This is a genomic window from Streptomyces sp. NPDC046727, assembly GCF_040645635.1.
In the GTDB taxonomy this organism is placed as follows: domain Bacteria; phylum Actinomycetota; class Actinomycetes; order Streptomycetales; family Streptomycetaceae; genus Streptomyces.
On sequence record NZ_JBEYYR010000005.1, the window covers coordinates 56,333 to 82,464 of the forward strand.

Here is a 26,132-nt window from a genome sequence, read left to right on the forward strand (position 1 = left end):
GTGCTCGCCTTCGCGGGCATCGTGGTCGCGGTGATGCAGACGCTGCTCGTGCCGGCACCCTGGTCGGCGTGGCCATCGCCACCGGGGCCCTGCTGTCGATCGTCCTCTTCGTCACCACCACCTACTTCATCATCCTGTGCCTGATCGGCATCGGCTTCCTCGCGCTGCCCTACCTGACCCGGGCCGTGCGCCGGCTGTGCGACCTCAACCGCCGTGCCGCCGCACGGTCCGGGGTCCCGGTGGAGCGGCCGTACCGGCCCGAGCCGCAGGAGATCGAGAAGGACATCGTCGGCTGGACGCGCCGCTGCAAGTGGATCCTCGCCGACCCCGCGACCTGGCGGGACCTGCTGTGGCTCCTCCTCAACTGCGTGGTCGGCCTCGTCGGTTTCGTACCGGCCGCCCTGCTCTACTACGCGGGGGAGGGGCTGTTCCTTGCCTGCGGACTGTGGCAGCCCGTCGCGGACGGCGGACAGGGCCGCTGGTACGCGTTCGTCACCGTCGACAGCTGGCCGGCCGCGCTGGCCGCCGCCCTGCTCGCCCTCGTCGTGCTCACCGGCTGGCTGTTCCTCGGCCCGCTGGTCCTCAAGGGGTACGCCTACTTCGTCCGCTTCCTGCTCGGCCCCACCCGCCAGTCCCAACTGGCCTTGCGCGTCCAGCACTTGTCGGAGACCCGGTCCGGTGCCCTGGACATCCAGGCCGCCGAGCTGCGCCGCATCGAACGTGACCTGCACGACGGCGCACAGGCCCGGCTCGTCAGCCTCGGACTCCAACTCGGCGCCGTCGACCGGAAGATGACCCAGGACCCGGAGGAGGCGCGACGGCTGCTGCGGCAGGCCCGCACCTCGTCCGTGCAGGCCCTGCGTGAACTGCGCGACCTCGTCCACGGCATCCACCCGCCGGTCCTCGCCGAACGCGGCCTGTCCGATGCCCTGCGCGCCCTGGGCCTGGCCAGCCCGCTGAGCGTCACCGTGGTGGTGGACCTGCCCGACCGGCTGCCCGACCCGGTCGAGTCAGCCGTCTACTTCGCGGTGTCGGAGCTGCTCGCCAACGCCCTCAAGCACGCCGACGCCGAGCGCGTGGAGGTCGTCGCCTGGACCGAGGACGGCATGCTGCACGCCCGCGTCACCGACGACGGCCGCGGTGGCGCGGACGTGTCGGCCGGGAGCGGTCTGGAGGGCATCCGGCGGCGGCTGGCATCCTTTGACGGGGTCCTGGAGATCGACAGCCCTCCGGGCGGTCCGACCGTGATGAAGATGGAGCTACCGTGCGCGTTGTCCTCGCCGAAGACCTCTTCCTCCTGAGGCAGGGGATCATCCAACTGCTGGAGGCGTACGGATGCGAGGTGGCCGCCGCCGTCGACAACGGCACGGACCTCGCCGCGGCGATCTCCGAGCACCGGCCGGACATCGCCATCGTCGACGTACGGCTGCCTCCCACCTTCACCACCGAGGGACTCCAGGCCGCCCTGCGCGCCCGCCGCGAGCAGCCCGGCCTGCCCATCCTCGTCCTCTCCCAGCACGTCGAGCAGATGTACGCCCGCGAACTGCTGGCCGACGGCACCGGCGGCATCGGCTATCTGCTCAAGGACAGCGTGCTGGACGACGAGCAGTTCATCGACGCCGTACGCCGGGTCGCGGCCGGCGGAACGGCCATGGACCCCGCCGTCGTCGCCCAGTTGATGACCAGTCACTCCCGGGACGAGCCGCTGGCCGCGCTCACCGGCCGTGAACGGGAGGTGCTGGAGCTGATGGCGGAGGGCTGCTCGAACACGGCGATCGCCCAGCGGCTCACCATCACCGAGGGCGCCGCCGCGAAACACATCTCCAACATCTTCACCAAGCTGGTGCTGCCGCCGTCGAGCGACAGCAACCGCCGGGTGCTGGCGGTGCTGGCGTATCTCAACGCCTGAGCCCGAGGGCGCCGCCCCGTTCCGCCAAAGGCCCGGCCGTGGCTCGTCAGCCGTGTGCGCGCAGGGAGCGCGCCGGGCACAGGTCGACGGCCTGGAGGACCTCCTCGCGGAGGTCCTCGGCCGGCTCCTCCCGCAGGACGACGACGAGACCCTCGTCGTCCTGGTCGAACACCTCCGGGCTGTGCAGCGCGCACTGGCCGGAGCCCACGCACCGGTCGCGATCGGCGGTGACACGCATGGGGGTGACTCCGATCGGGTCGGCCGTCACCAGGTGACGGGGAGTTCGTAGACGCCGTAGACCATGGCGTCGTCCTTGAAGCGCAGCTCGTCCGGCTCGGCCGCCAGCCGCAGGCCCGGGATGCGACGCAGCAGCGTGCCGTAGACGGCCTCCAGCTCCACCCGGGCGAGGTTGGCGCCGATGCACTGGTGGACGCCGTAGCCGAACGCGAGGTGGCTGCGGGCCTCCTTGCGGTGGATGTCGAGGGTCCCGGCGTCCGGGAAGACGGACTCGTCGTGATCGGCGGCGTTGTTCAGGGCCAGGATGCCCTCACCCGCGCGGATGGTGACGTCCCCGACCTCGATGTCCGCCACCGCGACCCGTGCCGTGCCGGAGTCCGAGATGGAGAAGACGCGGAGCAACTCCTCGATGGCGTTCGGGAGGAGAGCGGGATCGGCCCGCAGCTCGGCCATCTGCTCCGGGTGCCGCAGCAGAGCCAGCACCCCGAGGGCGATCATGTTGGCCGTCGTCTCATGACCGCCGACCAGCATCAGCCGTGCCATCGTCACCACGTCGACGTGGTCGGCGACCTGCTCGGCGCGGTTCTTCTCCAGGAAGCGGCTGATGAGGTCGTCGCCCGGCTCGTTCTCCTTGAGGGTGACGAGCTTGTCGAGGTACATGTCCAGAGCCTGCACCGCGGCGCCGTACTCCGCCGGGCTCAGATCGTGGTTCATCATGGCCGCCGACCACTCCTCGAACTGGGCGTGGTCCTCGTACGGCACGCCGAGCAGCTCGCAGATCACCAGCGAGGGCACGGGCAGCGCCAGCGCGGTCACCAGGTCCACCGGACCGCCTTCGGCGAGCATCGCGTCGATGTGCTCGTCCACGATCTGCTGGATGCGCGGGCGCATCTCCTTCACCCGCCGGGCGGTGAACTCCGGTATGAGCATGCGCCGTTGCGCGGTGTGCTCGGGCGGGTCCATGTTCAGCATCATCAGCCGGACCTGCGCCAGCATCTCCTCGGGGATGTGGAACTGGTGGGGGTAGCCCGGCAGTTTCAGGTTGGAGCTGACCCGGCTGTCGCCCAGCACCTGCCGGACGTGCTCGTGCCGGGTGACCAGCCAGGTGGGCTTGCCGTTCACCTTCAGCGCGGCGCGCGAGACGGGCTGGTCCGTGCGCATCCCGGCGTACTCGCGCGGCTCGCTGAACGGACAGGCGCGCCGCATCGGGAACTGCGGAAGCGGCGACCCCGCCTCGGGCACGGCGTCGGCGGACTGGGTCATGGCTGCCTTTCGGTGGCGGAACGGGGCTGGGGTGGGGGAGGTCCGTCACCAGGTGACGGGCAGCTCGTACAGGCCGTAGACGATGGCGTCGTCCTTGAAGCGCAGCTCCTCGGCCGGGGTGGCCAGGCGCAGCGTCGGGACGCGCCGGAACAGTGTCGAGTAGACGACGTCCAGCTCCATGCGGGCCAGGTTCTGGCCGATGCACTGGTGGACGCCGTAGCCGAACGCCAGATGGCTGCGGGCCTCGCGGCGCACATCGAGGCGGTCGGGGTCGGGGAAGACGCGCTCGTCGTGGTTGGCCGCGTTGTTCAGCGGCAGGATGCCCTCGCCGGCCCGGACGGTGACCCCGCCCAGCTCGATGTCCTCCAGGGCGACCCGCGCGGTGCCCGCGTCGGAGATGGAGAAGAAGCGCAGCAGCTCCTCCACGGCCTTCGGCATCGCCTCCGGCTCCTCGCGCAGGGCGGCGAGCTGGTCGGGGTGCTCCAGCAGGGCCAGCACCCCCAGCGCGATCATGTTCGCGGTGGTCTCGTGTCCGGTGACCAGCATCAGCTTGGACATGCTGACGATGTCGGAGTGCTCCACCGCCGGCGCCTGCCGGTTGAACTCGATCAGCCGGCTGATCATGTCGTCGCCCGGATCGCTCTCCTTGGCGGTGACCAGCCCGTCCACGTACCGGTCCAGCTCGTAGTGCGCGCGGCCCCGGTCCTCGTCGCTGATGTCGTGGTTCATGATGGCCCACGCCCACTCCTCGAACCGGTCGTGGTCCTCGTAGGGGACGCCGAGCAGTTCGCAGATGACGAGGGACGGCACCGGCAGCGCGAGCGCGGTGACCAGATCGACCGGGCCGTCGGCGCCCTTGGCGAGCATCCGGTCGAGCTGCTCGTCCACGATCTGCTGCACCCGGCCGCGCAGCTCACGCATCCGCCGGACGCTGAACTCCGGTGCCAGCATGCGCCGTTGCACGGTGTGGTCCGGCGGGTCCATGGACAGGAACGTCAGCGGCACCGACTGGAGCGTCTCCTCCGGCACCGGCACCTGCAGGGGGTATCCGGGCAGCTTCAGGTTCGCGCTGACCCGCGCGTCACCCAGCAGCTTCTTGTACAGGTCGTGCCGGGTGACCAGCCAGGTGGGCTTGCCGTTCACCTTCAGCCGCGCCCGGGAGACCGGCTCGTTCTCGCGCAGCTCGGCGTAGGCGGCCGGCGGGCTGAAGGGACAGGCCCGCCGCATCGGAAACTCCGGCAGTGCGGCCTGGTCGGCCGGTTCGGCAGGTGCAGTCATCATGTCCTCTTCGCACGGGAGGGACCGGAACGCGCCGACATCGGAGCGGGTCCCGGCGCGGCGTTGTCGGCCGTCCCTGGCACGCTAGGCAGCCACGGCCGGGGCCCCCAACCCCTAGACGCCCCTAGGGCCGGTGACGCCTTCGGCGTCAGCGCACTGCCGTGAAGACGTCCAGGGTGCTGAGCCGGTCTCGGGCGGTGTCCGTGAACACGCGGCGCATGCAGCCCTCGATGCGAGCGAGCTTGGCCTCCGGCATGCGCAGCCGTCGCTCGATGCGCCCGGGCGACGATCCGCCGTGCCAGGCGACGACCACCTTTCCTCCCGGACGGACCACCCGGTGGAGTTCCCGCATCCCGGCCTCGAGATCGCTCCACAGGTCTACGTTGTTCACGGAGGCCACGCGGTCGACGCTCTGGTCCGCAAGGCCGGTGCGTTCCGCTGTGCCGAGGACCAGTGTCATCCGGCCGGACCGGACAGCGGCGTGGTTGGGCCTGGTCGCGGCGGCGCGCATCGTGGGCGAGGGGTCCACTCCCACGATATGGGCGGCCTCGGTCCTGGAGACCAGCAGACGCAGCAGCCCGCCGGGCCCGAACCCCACCTCCAGGACCCGGTCACCGGGGCGGACGTCAAGGACTTCGAGTACCTCGTCCTGCCTGTTGGTCCACAGCATCCACCGCCCCGCGAGACGCCCGAGAATGCCGCGGGGGTGGACGAACGGTGAAACGAAAGGCCGGCGCGCAGTCCAAGAGCGCAGTTTTCCACGCATGACCAAAGTCTCGTCGTCGGTCGACCGGGCCGCAATTTCACGGAATGCGGGCAATCGGCACAGGTGCAAGCGGCTGTTGAAACGCACAAAGCCGGTTCGGCGCAGGTGGATTCGGTGACGAGCCGGGTATCGAGGGCAGGGTGTGGTCCGCCTTCACCCTCGTTCGCCTTCGTACGGCGCCGCTCGGCCGGCTGGCCGCCGCAGGCGCGATCAGTTCCGTCGGCGACGGTGTGCGGTTCGCGGCGCTGCCCATGCTGGCGGCGGCTGTCACGCGTGACGTGTTCTGGGTGTCCGTGGTCGCCGCCGCAGGCCGGGTGGCCTGGCTCCTCGCACCCTTCATCGGCACCCTCGTCGACCGCGTGCCCGCCCGCCGTTCCATGGTCGCCGCGGATCTCGTGCGCTGCGCGGTGCTGGCGCTGCTGTGCGCGTGCACGGTGACCGGGCGGGTGCCGCTGCCGCTGCTCGTGCTGATCGCCTTGCTGGCCGGCATCGCCGAGGTGTTCTTCGACAGCGCGGCCCAGGCGATCGTGCCGTCACTGGCCGCGGACCGGGAGCTGGAACGGGCGAACGCCCGGATCATCGCCGCACAGATCACCGGCACCGGCTTCCTGGGCCCGCCGGCGGGTGCGGCGCTGTGGGCGGTGTGGCAGCCGCTGCCGTTCGCGGTGGACGCGGTGTCGTTCCTCGTCTCGGCGCTGCTGCTCACGGGGCTGCCGTCGACGCGGCCGGGCGGACGACAGGCCGACGACGGGCCGGCGGAGCACGGTGTCCGCGGCCTGCTCCGCGACACCTGGGCCGGTCTGCGGCTGCTGGGCGGCCATCGGATCCTGCGCCGCCTCATGGTGGTGGTCGCGGTGCTCGGCGTGGGCCAGCAGGCTGTCTACGCGGTGCTGGTGGTGTACGTGGAACGACGTCTCGGCCTGCCGGCCCACGGATACGCCCTGATGCTCGTGGCGGCGGCCCTCGGCAGTCTGGCGGGAGCCAGGGCGGCGCCCTGGGCGGCGGGACGGCTGGGCTCCGGGCGCAGTCTGGTGGTGTCGGTGACCGTCTCGGCGCTCAGCTATCTGGTCGTCGCGGCGGTGCCCTGGTGGCCGCTGGTCGCGCTGATGCTGGCCGGCAACAGCGCCGGTGTGGTGCTGTGGAACGTGTGCACGGTCTCGCTGCGGCAGCGGCTCGCCCCACCGGGCATGCTGGGCCGGGTCACCAGCGGCTACCGCGTCGCCGCGTGGGGGACCATGCCCCTGGGCGCCGCACTGGGCGGCGTCCTGGCCGAGGACGCCGGTCTCGACGCGCCCTGGGCCGTGGCCGGCCTCCTTCTCCTGGGCTGCCTTCCGCTGCTGCGGAGAATGCCGTCCGGCTCGCCGGAACCGGCGGGGAAGCGCGCGGCGGACGCAAAGGCGGACGACCACATGGAGGGATGACCCTCTGACGCCCCTCTTTCGTGTGCCGTGGTCGACGACCCCTATGCGCTGCCCGGCCGTCCCGGCACCGCCTAGGGGCGGTTAGGGGTCGGGCGCCGGCGCGGCGGCGGTTAGCGTCGGCAGCGGAACACGGGCAGAGGCACGGATCGCAGCGCCCCGGCTCTCCCGGTCCCGGCCGGCGTCCCGTCCCCGGCCGCCGCCGCGTCCCGCAGCCGAGCAGAGGTGATCAGCGTGTCCCCGGATCCCAGCACGAAGGGCACCGTCCCCTTCGGGGAGTACCGGACCTGGTACCGGGTGACCGGTGAACTCGGCGCGGGACGGCCGGCGGTCGTCGCCGTGCACGGCGGGCCCGGCAGCACCCACGACTACCTGCTGCCGCTGGCCCGGCTCGCCGAGGACGGCTGGCCCGTCGTCCACTACGACCAGCTGGGCAACGGCGGCTCGACCCATCTGCCCGGCAAGGGCACCGAGTTCTGGACCGTCGAGCTGTTCGAGGACGAACTGGCCAACCTGGTCGAGCGGTTGGGGATCGCCGACGACTACGTGCTGTTCGGCCAGTCCTGGGGCGGCCCCCTGTGCGCCCGGCACGCCATGGCCGGGCCGCCCGGTCTGCGCGGACTCGTCATCGCCAACGCGCCGGCCTCCTACCCGATCTGGCTGCGGGAGATGGCCCGGCTGCGCGCGGAGCTGCCGCCGGACGTGCGGGAGACCCTGCTGCGGCACGAGGCGGCCGGCACGTACGACAGCGACGCGTACCTGGCCGCGATGCGGGTGTTCTACGACCGCCATGTGTGCCGCGTGACGCCCTGGCCCCGCGACTTCCTGTCCTCCTTCATGGAGATCTACAACGACCCGACCGTCTACTACGCGATGAACGGACCCAACGAGTTCCATGTCATCGGCTCCCTGAAGGACTGGTCGATCGTCGACGAGCTGCACCGCATCCGCACCCCGACCCTGCTGATCAGCGGCCGCCACGACGAGGCCACGCCGGCCGTCGTCCAGCCGTACCAGGACGAGATCCCGGGAGCGCGCTGGGAGATCTTCGAGGAGTCCAGCCACCTGCCGCACCTGGAGGAGCCGGAGCGTTTCTTCGCGGTGCTGACCGACTTCCTCAAGAGCCTCTGACCGCCAGGGCCTTCGAAAGGGAATCCCGCCATGGCACACGACACCGCTCTCGTCTTCCCCGGCATGGGCCCCGTCCCGTTCGCCGAGGTCGGCAGGTTCATGGTGGCGAACCCGTACGCCCGGGAGCTGGTCGCCGTCGCCGACGAGGCACTCGGCTACTCGCTCGTCGACGCCTTCCGGACCTCCCCGGGCGACTACTCGGAGGCCGCCCAGGTCGCCTTCTTCGTCAACTGCCTGGCCTGCGCCCACTGGGCCCGCGACCACCTCGGCGTGGAACCCGGCATCGTCGCCGGCCCCAGCTTCGGCGAGAAGGCCGCCCTCGCCTACACCGGGGCCCTGGAGCTGCCCGACGCGGTCCGGCTGACCGCCGAGATCGCCCGCTGCCTGGAGGAGTACTTCGCCGAGGAGCACCGGGACATCGTCACCCTGTCCTTCGTCCGCGCCCCCCGCGACGGCCTCGACGCGATCCTCGCCGAGCTGGACGAGGCGGGGGAGTGGCACGAGATCTCCTGCCACATCGACGACGGCTTCCACATGGTCTCCCTGTCCGAACACCGGGTGGCATGGATGGAGGAGCGGCTGCGCGCCGTCGGCAGCCTCCCGCTGTACACCATGCGGCCCCCCATGCACGCCTCGGCGTTCCGGCCGCTGCGCGACAAGGCCGAGCGCGAGGTGGTCTCCCGCTACTCCTTCGCCGACCCCGCGCTGCCCGTCGTCGCCGACCAGGACGGCAGGCTGCTGCACACCGGAGAGGAGCTGCGCACCATGCTGCTCGACGGCTTCGACCACCCGATGAACTGGCCGAGCGTCACCACGGCCCTCAAGGACGCCGGCGCCCGCCGCCTGTGCGTCGCCGGGCCCGACGGCCTCTTCGGCCGCGTGCCCTGCGCTACCCGCAACTTCGACGTCGTCGCCGCACCGCCCCGGCTGGCGATGACCCCCCGGCGCCGTACCCGCGCCGCCTGACCCCGCCCGACTCGTTGGAGGCCCCATGTGGGACGACCGGTTCGAACAGATACTCCGCCCCTTACTGCCGTTCCTCCCTCCGCAGGAGGAGCTGACGCCGGAGTCCGACCTGAAGGACCTCGGCCTGGACTCCCTCGGCACGGTCCAGCTGCTCGGCATGCTGGAGGATGCCTACCAGGTCCGCTTCCGCGACAGCGCGCTGACCATGGACACCTTCCGCACCGCCGGCGTGCTGTGGGACACCGTGCGGAGCATGCTGCAGAGCGCCGCGAGCTGACGGGCGGCCACCGTGGATCCCACCATGGACGGCACGCTGTCCGGCCGGTTCGCGCGCGGCCTGGCCCTCGCCCCGGACCGGCCCGCGCTGCGCGCCGACGGCGTCGACCTCACCTACCGCGAACTGCACGAACGCGCCCTGGTCCGGGCCGGCTCCCTGCTGGCCGGGCTCCCCGGCCGGCCGCCCGCCGTGGGCGTGCTGGCCGGCAAGGGACCCACGGCGTACGAGGCCCTGCTGGCCGGCCTGTACAGCGGCGTCACCGTCGTACCCCTGCAGCCGGCCTTCCCCGCCGCCCGCACCCGGCAGATGATCGAGGCCGCCGGGGTCGGCGCGCTGCTCGCCGACGACGACGCCCTCCCCGCCCTGGCCGCCCTGTACGAGGCCGGTGTCACCCTGCCGACGCTGTTCGCGCCCGGCGGGCAGCCGATGCCGGCGCTCGCCGTCGACCCGGACAGCGCCCTGAAGGCGCCCATGCCGGCCCGGCCCTCCGACATCGCCTACGTGCTGTTCACCTCCGGCTCCACCGGCCGGCCCAAGGGCGTGCCGGTCACCCACGCCAACACCGCGCACTACTTCCACCTGCTCGACCGGCGGTACGACTTCGGCCCGCACGACGTCTTCTCGCAGACCTTCGACCTCAACTTCGACTGCGCGATGTTCGACCTGTTCTGCGCCTGGGGTGCCGGCGCCGCCGTCGTACCCGTTCCGGCACGGGCGTACGCGCACCTGCCCGAGTTCGTGGCAGAGCGAGGCATGACCGTCTGGTTCGCCACGCCCAGCGCGATCACCCTGGTCCGCCGCACCGGCGGGCTCGCGCCCGGCGCGCTGCCGTCACTGCGGTGGAGCTTCTTCGCGGGGGAGGCGCTCAGCTGCAAGGACGCCGAGGACTGGGCCGCCGCCGCGCCGGGCGCGACCCTGGAGAACCTGTACGGCCCCACCGAACTGACCATCACCGTCACCGCGCAGCGCTGGACGCCGGGGCGGTACCCGAACGACATGGTGCCCATCGGCGCCGTGCACGCGGGCCACGAGACCCTCCTGCTGGACCCGACGGGCGCACCCACCGCCGAAGGCGAGGGCGAACTGTGCATCGCCGGACCCCAGTTGACCCCGGGGTATCTCGACCCGGCCGATGACACCGGACGGTTCCTGGAGCACGACGGCCGGCGCTTCTACCGCACCGGCGACCGCGTCCGGCGCGCCGACGGCGGCGGCTGGCTCTACCTGGGCCGCCAGGACGCGCAGGTCCAGGTGCACGGGGTGCGGGTGGAACTGGCCGAGGTGGACGCCGCCGCCCGCACCTGCCCCGGCGTCGAGGACGCCGTGACCGTGGCGGTGCCCGTGGACGGCACGGTCGAGCTGGCCGTCTTCCACACCGGCGAGCCCGTGCCGCCCGCCCGGCTCGCCCGTCACCTGCGGGAGCTGCTGCCGGCCGCGGTCGTGCCGCGCGCCTACCACCACCTGGACGCACTCCCGCTCAACTCCAACCGCAAGACCGATCGCAGGAAGCTCGCCTCCCGGGCCACGGCCATGCGGCAGACCGCCCGAGCGGGAGGCACACACGAAAGGCGGCAGGAGTCGCAGTGAACGGTCAACCGACAGCGCGGGCCCGTACCGACGCCCGGGTGCACGACCTGCTCGACGAGGCGACCGCCGAGCGCCCCGACGCCCCGGCGGTCGCCGACGGCGCGGGCCGCTGGACCTACCGCGAACTGGCCGCCCACAGCCACGCCGTCGACGCCTGGCTGGAAGCACGCGGCATCGGCCACGGCGACCGGGTCCTCGTCCAGCTGCCCAGCACCCGCGAACTGGTCGCGCTGCTGTACGGCACCGCGCGCCGCGGCGCCGTCCTGGTCCCCGTCAACACCGGCATGAAGGACTTCCACCTGCGGGCGGTCGTCGCGAACGCCGAGCCGTCGCTGGTCCTCGTCACCGACGCCGCCGTGGAGCGGATCGCCGCCCTCGCCGACGGCGTCCCGGTCCTCGGCCTCGGCGAGGTGTGGCGGGAGATCACCGCGCTGCGGGTGCGGGAGACCCGGTCCGGCGGGGCCGAGGTCGGCCCCGAGGACCTCGCCGTCCTCGTCTACACCTCCGGCTCGACCGCCGCCCCCAAGGCGGTGATCTGCCCGCACGGCCGGATGGTCTTCGCCACCGAGGCCATCAACCAGGAACTCGGCTACCGCCCCGACGACGTGGTGCTCTGCCGCTTCCCCATCTCGTGGGACTACGGCCTGTACAAGGTGCTGCTCACCGCCGCCGGCCGCAGCGAACTCGTGCTCGCAGACGGCGAGTCGGACCTGGTGCTGCTGCGCCGCATCCGCGAGACCGGAGCCACCGTCGTCCCGATCGTGCCGTCCCTGGCCACCATGATCGTCGCCCTCGCCGAACGCGAACCGAACCGGGAGTCCCGGGTGCGGATGTTCACCAACACCGGTGCCGCACTGCCGAAGGCCACCGCCGACGGGCTGCGCACGGCCTTCCCCGGCGCCGAGGTGATCATCCAGTTCGGGCAGACCGAGTGCAAACGCGTCTCCGTGCTGCCGCCCGCCCACCAGGACGCCAGGCCGGACTCGGTCGGCCGCCCGCTGCCCGGCACCCGCGCCTTCGTCGTGGACGAGGAGGGCAACGCGCTGCCGCCCTGGCGGACCGGCGAGATCGTGGTTGAGGGCCCGCACGTCATGCCCGGCTACTGGCGCGCACCCGAACAGACCGCACGCGCGTTCCGCCCCGCCCCCGACGGCGGACTCCGGCTGCACACCGGCGACTTCGGCCACGTCGACGAGGACGGCTTCCTCTACTACGAGGGCCGCCGCGACGACATGTTCAAGCACAAGGGCGTGCGCATGAGCACCACCGAGATCGAGAGCGCCGCGACCGACGTCCCCGGCGTCCGCGCCGCCGCCGTCCTGCCGCCGGCCGAAGGCCGCGACCTCGCGGTGTTCGCCGAGGGCGACATCGACCCGCACGCCCTGCTCAAGGAGCTGTCGCTGCGGCTGGAGCCCGCCAAGGTGCCCGGCGTCAGCCGCATCGTGGCCGAGCTGCCCCTGACCCCGCACGGCAAGCACGACCGCAAGCAGCTCGCCCGCCTCCTGGAAGGAACCACCCCGTGACCGGCCCCACCGAGCTGGCCGAGCGCTTCGGCACCCCCTCCTACGTCTACGACCTGGACCGGGTGGCGGCGGCCCGCGACGACCTGTTCGGCGCGCTCCCGGACGAGATCGAGGTGTTCTACGCCGCCAAGGCCAACCCGCACCCCGAGCTGCTGCGCGAGCTGCGCTCCGGCGGGACCCGCGGCTGCCGCGCCGAGATCAGCTCCGTCGGCGAACTGGACGCCGCCCTCCAGGCCGGCTTCCCCGGCGACCGGATCCTCTACACCGGCCCCGGCAAGACCACCGAGGAACTCACCGAGGCGCTGACCCGGGGCGTCCGCCTGTTCTCCGCGGAGTCCTACGGCGACCTCCGCCGCGTCGGCGAGAGTGCGCTCCGGCTCGGCCTCACCGCCGACTGCCTGATCCGCGTCAACAACGCCACCGGCGCCGCGGCCACCGGCATCCGCATGACCGGCGTGCCCTCGCAGTTCGGCTTCGACAGCGAGACCCTGCCCGGCCTCGCCGCCGACCTGCGCGCCGTGCCCGGCACCAGCATCGCCGGGCTGCACTTCTTCCCGCTGAGCAACGCCAAGGACGAGGCGAGCCTCATCGCCGAGTTCCGCCACACCGTCGCCACCGCCGCCGCCCTCCAGAACGCCCTCGGCGTCACGTTCCGCTTCGTCGACATCGGCGGCGGGTTCGCCGCGCCGTACGCCGTGCAGGGCGAGCGGCCGGTCTACGGCGCACTGCGCGCCGCCCTGGCCGGGACGCTGGACGAGCACTTCCCCGGCTGGCGCGCGGGCGCCCCGCGCATCGCCTGCGAGTCGGGCCGCTACCTCGTCGCCGACAGCGGCACCCTGCTCACCTCCGTCGTCAACGTCAAGGACAGCCGCGACACCCGCTACCTCGTCCTCGACGCCGGCATCAACACCTTCGGCGGCATGTCCGGCCTCGGACGCATCCTGCCCGTGTCCGTCGAGCCGCACGAGTCCGTGGGCGCGGACGGCACACCCGCGAACCTCGCCGGGCCGCTGTGCACCCCCGGCGATCTGCTCGGCCGGAACGTCCCGCTGCCCCACCTGGCACCGGGCGACCTGCTCACCGTGCCCAACGCCGGCGCCTACGGCCCGACGGCCAGCCTGCTGATGTTCCTCGGCAGGCCCGCCCCCGCCGAGATCGTCGTCCGCGGTGACGACGTCGTCTCCGTCTCGCGCATCCAGCACACCCGCACATGCGAACCCTTCACCCACGGACAGGCCCTGTGATGAGCCCCTTCCCGATGACCCCCGCCGACCCGCCCGTGCTCGTGGCCGGCGGCATCTCCGACTCCCACACCTGGAACCTGGTCTACCTCCAGCTGCTCCTCGAGGAGCACGGGCACCGCGTGATCAACCTCGGCCCCTGTGTCCCCGAGGACCTGCTCATCACCGAGGCCCTCACCCACCGCCCGGCCCTCATCGTGATCAGCAGCGTCAACGGCCACGGCTACCACGACGGCATGCGGACCGTCACCCGGCTGCGCGAGCACCCCGGACTCGCCGCCGTGCCCGCCGTCATCGGCGGCAAGCTCGGTATCGCCGGGCGCTGCGGCAGCGAGGAGACGGCCGCGCTGCGCGCCGCCGGCTACGACGCGGTGTTCGACGACAGCGCCGAGGGCGTCGCCGCCTTCCGGCGGATGCTCGACACGCTGCCGCAGCGAGCCCTGGTGTGACCGGCGTCGGGTTCGGCGCCTTCGTGCGCCGGGCTCACGACGCCGGCCACCTGGTGGTCCAGCCCCGGATGGGGATGAGCAGCCCGGAACGCATGCGGGCCGGGCTGCTCGCCACCCGCAACGCAGCGGCGACCACCGTCGGCACGATCACCCTGGACAGCTACACCCGGGTCGGCGACCTGGAGTCGGCCGGACTGGCCGTCCTGGAGGGCGTCGCCCTCAACGGCTACCCGATCGTGAGCCACGAGACGGCCACCACCCTCGACGTGCTCGACGGCATCCGCGGCCCCGGCTTCCCGGTCCAGGTCCGGCACGGCTCGGCCGCGCCGCAGGACATCTTCCGGGCGCTGACGGCCGTCGGGCTCGACGCCTCCGAGGGCGGCCCGGTCTCCTACTGCCTGCCCTACGGCCGGGTCCCGCTGCGCGAGTCCGTCGCCCACTGGTCCGCCTCCTGCGAACTGTTCGCCGCCCTGCGCGGAGCGGGTGCCGAACCGCACCTGGAGACCTTCGGCGGATGCGTCCTCGGCCAGCTCTGCCCGCCCAGCCTGCTCGTCGCCGTCAGCGTGCTGGAGGCGCTGTTCTTCCACCGGCACGGCATCCGGAGCATTTCGCTGAGTTACGCCCAGCAGACCCATCCGGGACAGGACGCCGAAGCGGTGGCCGCGTTGCGCAGCCTGTGCGCACGGTTCCTGCCGGACACCGAATGGCATGTCGTCGTCTACGCCTACATGGGCCTGTTCCCGGAAACCGAGGAAGGCGCCTACCGGCTGCTCGGAAAAGCAGCCGAACTCGCCGTCGCCAGCGGCTCCGAACGGCTCATCGTGAAAACCGTCGCGGAATCCCGCCGCATTCCGACGGTGGCCGAGAACGTCGCCGCCCTCGAACACGCGGCGGCGGTCGCCGCGCGGACCCCGCGCGCCCCGCTGGACGGCACCGGCAGCCAGACCTACGCCGAGGCATCGGCCCTGGTCGACGCCGTGCTGGAACTGGACGACGACCTCGGCGCGGCCCTGCTGACGGCGTTCGCCGAGGGACGTCTCGACGTTCCCTACTGTCTGCATCCGGACAACGCCGGATTCAGCCGGAGCTACATCGACGCGGACGGCCGGCTGCGCTGGTCCGACATCGGGAAGATGCCGCTGAGCGGTATCGCCGACGTACGCCCGGCCCGGGCCATCACATCCGCTGATCTGCTCGACTCCCTGTCGTACGTGCGCCGTTCGTTCGACCGGCACGCCCCTAGGGGTGCCTAAGGGTGTGGCCTTTCGCGGGCCGTCACTAGCGTGTGGAAAAAGGTGAGGAAAACCGGTGTCGGCCGAAAGTGGAGATGCGTGGATGAACGGGCCCGGATCCGATTCAGCTCTGGCACGACGGCTCGCCACGGCCGTACCGTCCCAGCACCGCAGGCTGGTGACCGAACTGGTCCGCACGGCCGTGACCGAGGCGATCGAGGCGGCCCGGCCGGGCACGGTGGACTCCCTCGATCCGGCCACCCCGTTCTCCGCGCAGGGACTCGACTCGCTCGCCGCGGTCGACCTGCACCGGCGGCTGACCGAACGGACCGGCCTCGACCTGCCGGTCGGTCTCGCCTACGACTGCCCGACCGTCCACGACCTGGCCGCCCGGCTGCTCGCCGAGGTCCACGGCCGGGCGGACGACCACCCCGAGCCGGCCGGTGACGGCACCGCCGACGAACCGATCGCGATCGTCGGCATCGGCTGCCGCTTCCCCGGCGGCGTCTCCTCGCCCGCCGACCTGTGGCGGCTGCTGACCGAGGGCGGCGAGGTGCTGTCCGGCTTCCCGCAGGACCGCGGCTGGGACCTGGACGCCCTCTACGACGAGAACCCCGAGGTGCCCGGCAGCGCCTACGTCCGCAGCGGCGGCTTCCTCGACACCGCCACCGAGTTCGACGCCGAGTTCTTCGGCATCAGCCCGCGCGAAGCACTCGGCATGGACCCGCAGCAGCGGCTCGTCCTGGAGACCTCCTGGCAGGCCCTGGAGGACGCCGGCATCGACCCCACGGCCCTGCGCGGCACCCCGGCCGGCATGTTCTTCGGCGCCGAGGTGCAGGAGTACGGGCCGCGTCTGCACGACGCCCCGGACGGCCTCGACGCCTACCTCCTCGCCGGGAACGCCAACAGCGTCATCTCCGGCCGCGTCGCCTATGTCCTGGGCGCCGAGGGCCCGGCGGTCACCGTCGACACCGCCTGCTCCGCGGCCCTGGTCGCCGTCCACCTGGCGTGCCGCTCGCTGCGCCAGGGCGAGTCCTCGCTGGCGCTCGCGGGCGGGGTGGCCGTGATGGGCGGCCCCGGCGTGTTCACCGCCTTCAGCCGGCAGCGGGGCCTCGCCCCCGACGGCCGCTGCAAGGCGTTCGCCGCCGCGGCGGACGGCACCGGATTCGCCGAGGGCGTCGGCGTGCTCGTCCTGGAACGGCTGAGCGACGCCCGCGACAACGGGCACCGCGTGCTCGCCGTCGTCCGCGGCTCCGCCGTCAACCAGGACGGCGCCTCCAACGGCCTGACCGCCCCCAACGGCACCTCCCAGCAGCGGCTGATCCGCCGGGCCCTCGCCGACGCCGGGCTCACCGCCGCCGACGTCGACATGGTCGAGGCACACGGCACCGGCACCCGGCTCGGCGACCCCATCGAAGCCACCGCGCTCCTCGCCACCTACGGCCGGGACCGCCCCGACGACGCCCCGCTGCTGCTCGGCTCGGTCAAGTCCAACCTCGGGCACACCCAGGCCGCCGCCGGCGTCGCCGGCATGATCAAGGCGATCCTCGCCATGGAGCACGGGCAGATACCGGCGACGCTGCACGTGGACGAGCCCACCCCGCACGTCGACTGGTCGTCCGGGGCCGTCCGGCTCGTCACCGAGCAGCGTGCGTGGCCCGAGACCGGCCGGGCCCGGCGGGCCGGCGTGTCCTCGTTCGGGGTCAGCGGGACCAACGCGCACGTCATCCTGGAGCAGCCCGCGGCCGTCGAAGCGGACACCCGCCCGGTCCTGCCCGCCGGAACACCGCTGCCCTTCACCCTGTCCGCCCGGGGCGAAGCCGCGCTGCGGGCCCGCGCCGCCGACCTGCTGCCCCTGGCCGACCAGGCCGACCCGCTCGACCTCGCCCACACCCTGGCCACCACCCGGGCCGCCCTGCCCGACCGGGCCGTCCTCGTCGCCGCCGACCGCACCGAACTGCGCGCCGCCCTCCACGACCTGGCCTCCGGCGCCACGCCCCTCACCGGCCGAGCCGACGGCGAACTCGGCTTCCTGTTCACCGGACAGGGCAGCCAGCGGGCCGGCATGGGCCGCGAACTCGCCGCCGCCCACCCGGCGTTCGCCGACGCCCTGGACGACGTCTGCGCCCACTTCGACCTCCAGCTCGACCGGCCGCTGCGGGACATCCTGTCCGCCGGGCCCGGCACCCACGAGGCCGAGCTGCTGCACCGTACCGAGTACGCGCAGCCCGCCCTGTTCGCCGTGGAGGTCGCCCTCCACCGGCTCCTGGAGAGCTGGGGCCTGACTCCGGACCAGCTCGCCGGGCACTCCGTCGGCGAGATCGCCGCCGCGCACGTGGCCGGCGTGCTCACCCTCCAGGACGCGACGATCCTGGTCGCCGCCCGTGGCCGGCTCATGCAGCAGCTACCGGAAGGCGGCGCCATGGTCGCCGTACGCGCCGCCGAGGACGAGGTGGCGCCGCTGCTCACGCCGCGCACCGGCATCGCCGCCGTCAACGGGCCCGCCGCCGTCGTGGTCTCCGGCGACGCGGCCGACGTGCAGCGCATCGCCGCCGAACTCGCCGCGCGCGGCCACGACACCAAGCGCCTGCGGGTCAGCCACGCCTTCCACTCGCCGCTGATGGAACCGATGCTGGCCGAGTTCCGCCGGGTGGCGCACGTCCTGGACTACGCCGAGCCGAGGCTGCCGGTGGTCTCGACCGTCACCGGCGGCCCCGTCACCGCCGAGCTGTGCGACCCCGAGTACTGGGTGGAGCACGTCCGCGCCCGGGTCCGCTTCCACGACGCCGTCCGCACACTCGCCGGCAACGGGGTACGGACCTTCCTGGAGATCGGCCCCGACGCGGTGCTGTCCGCCATGGGCCCCGACTGCACCGACATACCCGGCACCGCCTTCCTGCCGGTGCTGCGACGCGAGCGGCCCGAGGCCCGCGAGGCCCTCACCGCGCTCGCCGCCGCCCACGCCCGGGGCGTCCCCGTCGACTGGCGGCGGCACTTCGCCGGCCTGGGCGGGCGCCGTGTCGACGTGCCCCACTACCCCTTCCAGCGGCGGCGCTTCTGGCTGGAGCAGAGCACCGCCACCGACGCCGCGGGCCTCGGCCAGCTCCCCGCCGGCCACCCGCTGCTCGCGGCCGTGGTCGCCGTCGGCGCCGAGGGCGTCGTGCTGACCGGCCGGCTCTCCACCCGTACCCAGCCCTGGCTCGCCGACCACGTCATCGCCGGCCGGGTCCTGTTCCCCGGCACCGCCTTCGTCGAACTCGCCCTCCGCGCGGGCGACCACGTCGGCGCGGGCACCCTGGAGGAGCTGACCCTCGGCGCCCCGCTCGTGCTGCGCGCCGACCAGGACGTCGCCGTCCAGGTCGCCGTGGGCGAACCCGACGACTCCGGGCGTCGCGGCGTCACGGTCCACACCCGCGCCGACGAAGCCGCCCCCTGGACCCAGCACGCCGCCGGCGTCCTCGCCACCACCGCCCCGGCTGCCCCGGCCGGCCTGAGCGAGTGGCCGCCGCGGAACGCCCAGCCGCTCGACACCGCGAGCGTCTACACGGACCTCGCCGGCCAGGGCTACGGCTACGGGCCCGCCTTCCAGGGGCTGCGCGCCGCCTGGCGGCACGGCGACACCGTCTACGCCGAGGTCGCCCTGCCCGAGGAGACCGCCGCCGGCGCGACCGGGTTCGGCCTGCACCCGGCGCTGCTCGACGCCGCGCTGCACGCCGCCGACCTGGACGCCCCGCCACGCCCCGAGGTGCTGGTGCCGTTCTCCTGGACCGGCGTCACCCTCCACGCCACCGGCGCGTCCGCCCTCCGTGTGAAGATCACCCGTAGCGGCCGCGACACCCTCGCGCTGCACCTCGCCGACGCCACCGGCGCCCCGGTGGCCGACATCGAGGCCCTGACCTCCCGGCCCGTACCGGCGGGCGACGTCCTGTACGCCGTGCGGTGGTCGCCGCACCCCCGGCCGGCGGCCACCGCACCCCTGCGCACCGCCGACCTGAAGGACACGACCGGCTCCGTCGACTCCCTGCTCGACGGCCCCGCCCCGGACGCCGTCGTGCACCGCGTGCCCGGCCCGGCGGGAGCCGACGCCACCGACGCGCGCGCCCACGTCCGCGACGTACTGCGGCTGCTGCGCACCTGGCAGGCGGACGAGCGCCTCGCCGAGACCCGGCTCGTCGTCGTCACCCCGCCCGCCAGTCCCGCCCACGCGGCCGTCCGCGGCCTGGTCCGCTCCGCCCAGGCGGAGAACCCCGGCCGGTACGTCCTCGTCGAGCACGAGGCGGTGCCCTCCGAGGCCGACCTGCGCCGGGCCCTCACCACCGGTGAACCCGAACTCTCCCTGGCCGACGGGCAGTTCAGTGTGCCCCGGCTGATCGCGCGGCCCTCCGGGGAAGAACCCCCCACCGACTGGGGCACCGTCCTCGTCACCGGAGGCACCGGCGGCCTCGGCGCGCTGCTCGCCCGGCATCTGGTCCGCGCGCACGGCGTACGCCGCCTGGTGCTCGCCGGGCGCCGCGGTACGGCCCCCGCACTGCACGCCGAACTCACCGCGCTCGGTGCCGAGGTGAGCGTGGCCGCCTGCGACGCCGGCGACCGCGAGGCACTGCGCCGCCTGCTCGACCAGCACCCGGTCGACTCCGTCGTCCACGCGGCGGGCACCGTCCGCGACGGCGTCGTGGACACCCTCACCGACGAGATGGTGGACGAGGTCTTCCACGCCAAGGCACTGGGCGCCTGGCACCTGCACGAGCTGACCCGGGACCGCGACCTCGCTCACTTCGTGCTGTTCTCCTCCCTCGCCGCCGTCCTCGACGGCCCCGGCCAGGGCAACTACGCCGCCGCCAACGCCTACCTGGACGCCCTCGCCGAGCACCGCGCCGCCCTCGGCCTGCCGGCCACCGCGCTCGCCTGGGGCCTGTGGGACACCGACAGCGGCATGGGCGCAGCCCTGGACGACACGGCCCTGGAGCGCATCGCGGCCCACGGCATCCCCGGCCTGTCCGCCACCCGCTCCCTGGAGCTGTTCGACGCCGCCCTCCGCTCCCGCGCACCCCACCTGGTGCCCGTGGAGATCGACGCCGCCGCCGTACGCCGCCGCCCCGACGGCATACCCCCGCTGCTGACCACCCTCGTCCGCCCGGTCACCCGCCGGGCCACGGCGAGCGCCGCCCCCGCGACGGCCACCGACGGACAGCTGGCCGCGCTGCCCGCCGCCGACCGCGACCGCTCCCTGCTGGACCTGGTGCGCACCGAGGTGGCGGCCGTACTGCGGCACGACGGGCCGTCCGCCATCGACCCCGGCCGGGCCTTCACCGACCTCGGCTTCGACTCACTGGCCGCCGTCGAGCTGCGCAACCGGCTGGGCACCGCCACCGGGCTGCGGCTGCCCGCCACCCTCGTCTTCGACCACCCCACCTCCCGCGCCCTCGCCGACCACATCCGCGACACGCTCTTCGGCACCGGCGAGCGGGAGACCACCGCCCCCGCCCCCCGCACCGCGGCCGACGACGACCCGATCGTCATCGTCGGCATGAGCTGCCGCTACCCCGGCGGGGTCCGCTCCCCGGAGGACCTGTGGCGGCTCGTCGCCGACGGCGTCGACGCGGTCGGCGACTTCCCGGCCGACCGCGGCTGGGACACCGAGGCCCTGTACGACCCGGAGCCGGGCACCCCCGGCCGCACCTACACCCGCGAAGGCGCCTTCCTCTACGACGCGGCCGAGTTCGACGCCGGCTTCTTCGGCATCAGCCCGCGCGAGGCCACCGCCATGGACCCGCAGCAGCGGCTCCTGCTGGAGGTGTCCTGGGAGGCGCTGGAGCGCTCCGCCATCGACCCGCAGCGCCTGCGCGGCTCCCGCACCGGCGTGTTCGCGGGCGTCATGTACCACGACTACGGCACCTGGCAGGCCGACGTGCCCGAGGACCTCGCCGCCTACCTCGGCAACGGCAGCCTGGGCAGCGTCGTCTCCGGCCGGGTCGCCTACGCCCTCGGCCTGGAGGGGCCGGCCGTCACCGTCGACACCGCCTGCTCGTCCTCGCTGGTCACCCTGCACCTGGCGGCCCAGGCCCTGCGGCAGGGCGAGTGCGACCTCGCCCTGGCCGGCGGCGTCACGGTCATGTCGACACCGGACACGTTCATCGACTTCGCCCGGCAGCGCGGGCTGGCCGCCGACGGCCGCTGCAAGTCCTTCGCCGAGGGCGCGGACGGCACCGGCTGGGGCGAGGGCGCCGGCGTGCTCGTCGTGGAACGCCTCTCCGACGCGCGCCGAGGCGGCCACCGTGTGCTCGCCTATGTCCGTGGCTCCGCCGTCAACTCCGACGGCGCCTCCAACGGTCTGACCGCCCCCAACGGCCCCTCCCAGCAGCGTGTCATCCGCGCCGCGCTGGCCGCCGCCGGGCTCACCCCGGCCGACGTCGACGCCGTCGAGGCGCACGGCACCGGTACGACGCTGGGGGACCCGATCGAGGCGCAGGCGCTGCTCGCCACCTACGGCCAAGGCCGTGAGGAGCCGCTGTGGCTGGGCTCCGTCAAGTCCAACATGGGGCACACCCAGGCCGCTGCCGGGGTCGCGGGCGTCATGAAGATGGTGATGGCCATGCGCAACGGGGTGCTGCCGCAGACCCTGCACGTCGACGCGCCGTCCCACCAGGTCGACTGGAGCGCCGGCGCCGTGGAACTGCTCACCGAGCAGCGCCCGTGGCCGGCGCCGGACCGGCCGCGCCGCGCCGGGGTGTCCTCGTTCGGGATCAGCGGCACCAACGCCCATGTGATCCTGGAGGAGTTCACCGAGCCCGAGCCCCCCGAGGCAGACCCCGCCACCGCCCCGCCGGTACTGGCCCTGCCCGTCTCCGCCCGCTCGCCCGAGGCCCTGCGCGGGCAGGCCCGCCGCCTGCTGGAGCTGACCGGCACCGCCCCCGCCGACCTCGGCCTGGCCCTCGCCACCACCCGCGGCACCCACCCCCACCGGGCCGTGCTCCTCGCCACCCGGGAAGACCAGGCCGCCACCGCGCTGGACGCCCTGGCCCGCGGCACCGAGGCCCCGGGGCTGCTCGTCACCGGCTCCGCCACCGACGGCACCCTGGCCTACCTGTTCTCCGGTCAGGGCGCCCAGCGCCCCGGCATGGGCCGCGACTGGTACGACGCCTTCCCCGTCTACGCCGAGCACTTCGACCGCGCCGCCGCGCTCTTCGACAAGCACCTGGAACGGCCCCTGGCCGAGGTGGTGTTCGGCGACGACGCCGAGACCCTGGAGCAGACCGCCTACACCCAGGCCGCGCTGTTCACCACCCAGATCGCCCTCTACCGGCTGCTGGAGTCCTTCGGACTACGCCCCGCATGGCTGGCCGGGCACTCCGTCGGCGAGTTCGCCGCCGCGCACGCCGCGGGCGTGTGGTCACTGACGGACGCGGTCACCGCCGTGGCCGCCCGGGGCCGGCTCATGCAGGCGCTGCCCGAAGGCGGCGCGATGATCGCCGTACAGGCGTCGGAGGACGAGGTGACACCGCTGCTGGACGGGCGGTGCGGCATCGCCGCCGTCAACGGGCCCCGCGCCGTGGTCGTCTCCGGCGACGAGGACGCCGTCGGGGAGGTCGCCGCCCGCTTCCCGACCACGCGCACGCTGCGTGTCTCGCACGCCTTCCACTCGCCCCGCATGGAGCCCATGCTGGCCGCGTTCCGGGAGGTCATGGACGGCATCGAGGCGGCCGAGCCGACCGTGCCGATCGTCTCCACCCTCACCGGCGCCCCCGCCACCGCCGCCGAACTCGGCTCCGCCGACTACTGGGTACGGCATGTACGGGGGACCGTACGCTTCGCCGACGCCGTCACCGCGCTGGCCGCGAAGGGCGCCGACACCTTCCTCGAACTCGGTGCCGCGCCCGTGCTCACCGCCCTGGGCCCCGACTGCCTGCCGGACGCCGAGGGCACCGCGTTCCTCGCCACCGCCCGCAAGGACACCGCCCAGCTGCCCGGCCTGCTCGCCGCCCTGGCCGCCGTGCACACGCGGGGCGCGGACGTCGACTGGTCTGCGCTGTACGCGACGTACGCGGGAAGCCGGGTCGAGCTGCCCACCTACGCCTTCGACCGCCGCCGGTACTGGCTGCCCACGCCCGCCGTCACCGCCAAGGACGCCGCCGGGCACGGCCTCGCCCCCGTCGACCACCCGCTGGTCAGCGCCCGCCTGGACCTGCCCGGCGACGCCGGTCTGCTGCTCACCGGCCGGATCTCCACCGCCACCCACCCCGTCCTCGCCGAACACGCGGTGCTGGGCACGGTCCTGGTGCCCGGCGCCGCCCTGGTCGACCTCGCCCTCCACGCCGGAGCCCTGACCGGCCGTCCCGTCCTGGAGGAACTGACCCTGCAGGCCCCGCTGGTGCTGCCCGCGGACACCGCCGTGCACCTCCAGGTCGCCGCCGGCGCCGACGGCACCGTAGAGATCCACTCGCGCGCCGAGAACGCCCCCGCGGACGAGGGCTGGACCCGGCACGCCACCGGCACCCTCACCGGCAACGCCGGCGCACCCGCGCCCATGCCCGGAGCCTGGCCGCCGCCCGGCGCCACCCCGCTCGACATCACCGGCCTCTACCCGCGCCTGCACACCGAGGGCTACGACTACGGCCCCGTCTTCCAGGGCGTCCGGGCCGCCTGGCGGCACGGCGACACCCTCCTCGCCGAACTCGAACTGCCCGCGAGCGCACGGCAGGACGCCGCCCGGCACACCCTCCACCCGGCGCTGCTGGACTCCGCCCTGCACGTCACGTCCCTCCTGGACGGCGAGGCGGACCCCGGCGAGGGCATCGCCCTGCCCTTCGCCTGGAGCGGCGTCACCCCGCACGCCCGGGGCTCGCTCACCGCCCGCGTCCGCGTCACGCCCGGCACCGACGGCACCCGCGTCGACCTGACGGACACCGAGGGCCGGCCGCTCGCCACCGTCGAGTCGTACCGCACCCGCCCCGTCACCGCTGACCGGCTCACCCGGCAGCAGCGCCCCCTCTACACCGTCACCGACGAGCCGCTGCCCGAGGCCGCGGGGCGCCCCGACCGCCGTACCTGGGCCGTCCTCGGCGACGACGACCTCGGCCTCGGCGTCCCGGTGCACGCCGGCCCGGACGCGCTCGGCGCCACCGTGCCCGACGTGGTGATCCTGTCCGTCACCGCCCCGCCCGCCGAGGGCGGGGATCTGCCGGGCGCGGTGCGGGCCGCCCTCGTCCGCACCCTGGAGACGCTGCGGGTCTGGACGTCCGACGACCGGTACGCCGGCTCGGTGCTCGTCGTCCTCACCGGGGGCGGCCTCGCCGACGCCGCGGTGCACGGACTGGTGCGGGCCGCGCAGGCCGAGGACCCCGGCCGGATCCTCCTCGTCGGACGGGCCGCGCCCGACGGCCCCGTACCGGACCGGGCCGCGCTGGCCGCCCTCCTCGACTCCGGGGAGCCGGAGGTGCGGTGGCGGGACGGCCGGGCGCACGCGCCCCGCCTGGTGCGCGCCGACGGCTCCCCGGCGGCGGACCGTCCGTGGGGCACCGTCCTCGTCACCGGCGGCACCGGCGGACTCGGCGCCCTGGTCGCCCGGCACCTGGCCGAACGGCACGGCGTCACCCGACTCGTGCTGGCCGGCCGCCGCGGACCCGAGGCGCCCGGTGCCGCTCATCTGCGCACCGAACTGCGGGCGTCGGGCGCCGAGGCCGAGATCGTCGCCTGTGACGTGTCCGACCGCGCCGCGCTCGCCGCCCTGCTCACCGCGCACCCCGTCGACAGCGTCGTCCACACCGCCGGTGTCCTCGACGACGGCCTGGTCGCCTCGCTGACCCCGGCGCGGCTGGACACCGTGCTGCGGCCCAAGGCGGACGCCGCCTGGCACCTGCACGAACTGACCCTGGACCGGGAGCTGTCCCGCTTCGTGCTGTTCTCCTCGGCCGCCGGCACCATCGACGCCTCCGGCCAGGGCAACTACGCCGCCGCCAACGTCTTCCTCGACGCGCTGGCCGCCCACCGCGCCGCTCTCGGCCTGCCCGCCACCTCCCTCGCCTGGGGCCTGTGGTCCGGCGGCGGCATGGGCGCCGCCCTGGACGCGGCCGAGGTGCAGCGGATCGAACGCTCCGGCATCGGCGCGCTCGACCCGGAGGAGGGGCTGGAGCTGTTCGACGCGGCCGTGGCCTCGGGCAGCCCCGCCCTGGTGCCCGTACGGCTGGACACCGCGGCCCTGCGCCGGCGCGGCGAGGGCGTCCCGGCCGTCCTGCGGACCCTGGCCGGCGTCACCCGGCGCGCGGACCGCGACGACCGGGCCCGCACCCTGGGCGAACAGCTGGCCGAACTCCCCGCCGCCGACCACGAGCACACCGTGCTGGAGGCGGTCCGCACCGAGGTGGCCGCCGTGCTCGGCCACGCCGGACCCGCCGCCGTCGAGCCGCGCCGGGCCTTCACCGAGCTGGGCTTCGACTCGCTCGCCGCCGTCGAACTGCGCAACCGGCTGAACGCGGTCTGCGGACTGCGCCTGCCGTCCACGCTGGTCTTCGACTACGCGACCCCGGCGGCGCTCGCCGGCCACCTCCTGGAACGGCTCCTCCCGGACAGCGCGGAACCCGAGCCCTCCACCGTCCCGCACGGCGACGACGAACTGCGCACCCTGATCTCCCGCATCCCCGTCGCCCGCATCCGGGAGGCCGGGCTGCTCGACAGCCTGCTGAAGCTGTCCGAGCAGCCCCCGGCCCCCGCCCCCGCGGACCGGGCCCCGGACATCAAGTCCATGGCCGTGGCCGACCTGGTACGCGCCGCGCTCGACCGCAGCGGCACCCAGTGATCCCGCCCCGGTGCCGGCGACGCGCCGCGTCCGGCACCGGGCCCCCGTCCCCCGGCGCACCCT

Annotated in this window: 16 protein-coding genes; 12 read left to right on the forward strand and 4 right to left on the reverse strand. The window is 74.1% G+C overall.

The window, feature by feature from the left end; translation table 11 throughout:
- Window positions 1-68: 68 nt before the first annotated feature.
- Together ABZ937_RS07755 and ABZ937_RS07760 are read left to right on the forward strand one after the other, a co-directional pair.
- On the forward strand, window positions 69-1,301 hold the full coding sequence (locus ABZ937_RS07755) for a sensor histidine kinase (RefSeq protein ID WP_361687128.1): 1,233 nt from the start codon (window positions 69-71) through the stop codon (window positions 1,299-1,301).
- Window positions 1,265-1,909 carry a response regulator transcription factor gene (locus tag ABZ937_RS07760; protein ID WP_361687132.1) on the forward strand — a complete coding sequence of 215 codons (645 nt, stop codon included), beginning with the start codon at window positions 1,265-1,267 and terminating at the stop codon, window positions 1,907-1,909. Before ABZ937_RS07755 ends, ABZ937_RS07760 begins: the two co-directional genes overlap by 37 nt.
- A 46-nt stretch (window positions 1,910-1,955) precedes the next feature.
- On the opposite strand, the gene ABZ937_RS07765 is transcribed toward ABZ937_RS07760, so the two are convergent.
- From ABZ937_RS07765 to ABZ937_RS07780, 4 genes are all read right to left on the reverse strand, one after another.
- Window positions 1,956-2,147, reverse strand: coding sequence for a ferredoxin (locus ABZ937_RS07765; protein WP_361687135.1), 192 nt, complete (start codon window positions 2,145-2,147; stop codon window positions 1,956-1,958).
- Window positions 2,148-2,173: 26 nt separating this feature from the next.
- Window positions 2,174-3,409 carry a cytochrome P450 gene (locus ABZ937_RS07770; protein ID WP_361687137.1) on the reverse strand — a complete coding sequence of 412 codons (1,236 nt, stop codon included), beginning with the start codon at window positions 3,407-3,409 and terminating at the stop codon, window positions 2,174-2,176.
- 45 nt (window positions 3,410-3,454) lie between these two features.
- A complete protein-coding gene (locus ABZ937_RS07775; protein WP_361687750.1) occupies window positions 3,455-4,687 on the reverse strand; it encodes a cytochrome P450 in 1,233 nt (410 codons plus the stop codon).
- A gap of 148 nt (window positions 4,688-4,835) precedes the next feature.
- Window positions 4,836-5,357, reverse strand: a complete 522-nt coding sequence (locus ABZ937_RS07780; protein ID WP_361687140.1) for a methyltransferase domain-containing protein — start codon at window positions 5,355-5,357, stop codon at window positions 4,836-4,838.
- A 236-nt stretch (window positions 5,358-5,593) separates the two neighbouring features.
- On the opposite strand from ABZ937_RS07780, the gene ABZ937_RS07785 reads away from it, so the two are divergent.
- The 10 genes from ABZ937_RS07785 (at window position 5,594) to ABZ937_RS07830 (ending at window position 26,069) form a co-directional block, all read left to right on the forward strand.
- The gene (locus tag ABZ937_RS07785; RefSeq protein WP_361687143.1) at window positions 5,594-6,874 is read left to right on the forward strand and encodes an MFS transporter; all 1,281 of its coding nucleotides are present in this window, start codon (window positions 5,594-5,596) and stop codon (window positions 6,872-6,874) included.
- 231 nt (window positions 6,875-7,105) lie between these two features.
- Complete coding sequence (locus tag ABZ937_RS07790; protein WP_361687146.1) at window positions 7,106-8,002, forward strand: proline iminopeptidase-family hydrolase; 897 nt, start codon at window positions 7,106-7,108, stop codon at window positions 8,000-8,002.
- Between the two features lie 30 nt (window positions 8,003-8,032).
- Window positions 8,033-8,968: an acyltransferase domain-containing protein gene (locus tag ABZ937_RS07795; protein ID WP_361687149.1), complete on the forward strand. Its 936-nt coding sequence runs from the start codon at window positions 8,033-8,035 to the stop codon at window positions 8,966-8,968.
- 25 nt (window positions 8,969-8,993) lie between these two features.
- Window positions 8,994-9,245 carry a phosphopantetheine-binding protein gene (locus tag ABZ937_RS07800; protein ID WP_361687151.1) on the forward strand — a complete coding sequence of 84 codons (252 nt, stop codon included), beginning with the start codon at window positions 8,994-8,996 and terminating at the stop codon, window positions 9,243-9,245.
- Window positions 9,246-9,269: 24 nt separating this feature from the next.
- The gene (locus ABZ937_RS07805) at window positions 9,270-10,832 is read left to right on the forward strand and encodes an amino acid adenylation domain-containing protein (RefSeq protein WP_361687154.1); all 1,563 of its coding nucleotides are present in this window, start codon (window positions 9,270-9,272) and stop codon (window positions 10,830-10,832) included.
- Window positions 10,829-12,355, forward strand: coding sequence for an AMP-binding protein (locus tag ABZ937_RS07810; RefSeq protein ID WP_361687157.1), 1,527 nt, complete (start codon window positions 10,829-10,831; stop codon window positions 12,353-12,355). The genes ABZ937_RS07805 and ABZ937_RS07810 overlap by 4 nt, the downstream gene beginning before the upstream one ends.
- Window positions 12,352-13,599 carry a type III PLP-dependent enzyme gene (locus ABZ937_RS07815; RefSeq protein ID WP_361687160.1) on the forward strand — a complete coding sequence of 416 codons (1,248 nt, stop codon included), beginning with the start codon at window positions 12,352-12,354 and terminating at the stop codon, window positions 13,597-13,599. Before ABZ937_RS07810 ends, ABZ937_RS07815 begins: the two co-directional genes overlap by 4 nt.
- Window positions 13,599-14,045 (forward strand): cobalamin-dependent protein, encoded by a 447-nt coding sequence (locus ABZ937_RS07820; RefSeq protein WP_361687162.1) that lies wholly within the window; start codon window positions 13,599-13,601, stop codon window positions 14,043-14,045. Before ABZ937_RS07815 ends, ABZ937_RS07820 begins: the two co-directional genes overlap by 1 nt.
- Window positions 14,042-15,298 carry a methylaspartate mutase gene (locus ABZ937_RS07825; protein WP_361687165.1) on the forward strand — a complete coding sequence of 419 codons (1,257 nt, stop codon included), beginning with the start codon at window positions 14,042-14,044 and terminating at the stop codon, window positions 15,296-15,298. Before ABZ937_RS07820 ends, ABZ937_RS07825 begins: the two co-directional genes overlap by 4 nt.
- Before the next feature lie 82 nt (window positions 15,299-15,380).
- Window positions 15,381-26,069, forward strand: coding sequence for a type I polyketide synthase (locus tag ABZ937_RS07830; protein WP_361687168.1), 10,689 nt, complete (start codon window positions 15,381-15,383; stop codon window positions 26,067-26,069).
- Window positions 26,070-26,132: the final 63 nt, after the last annotated feature.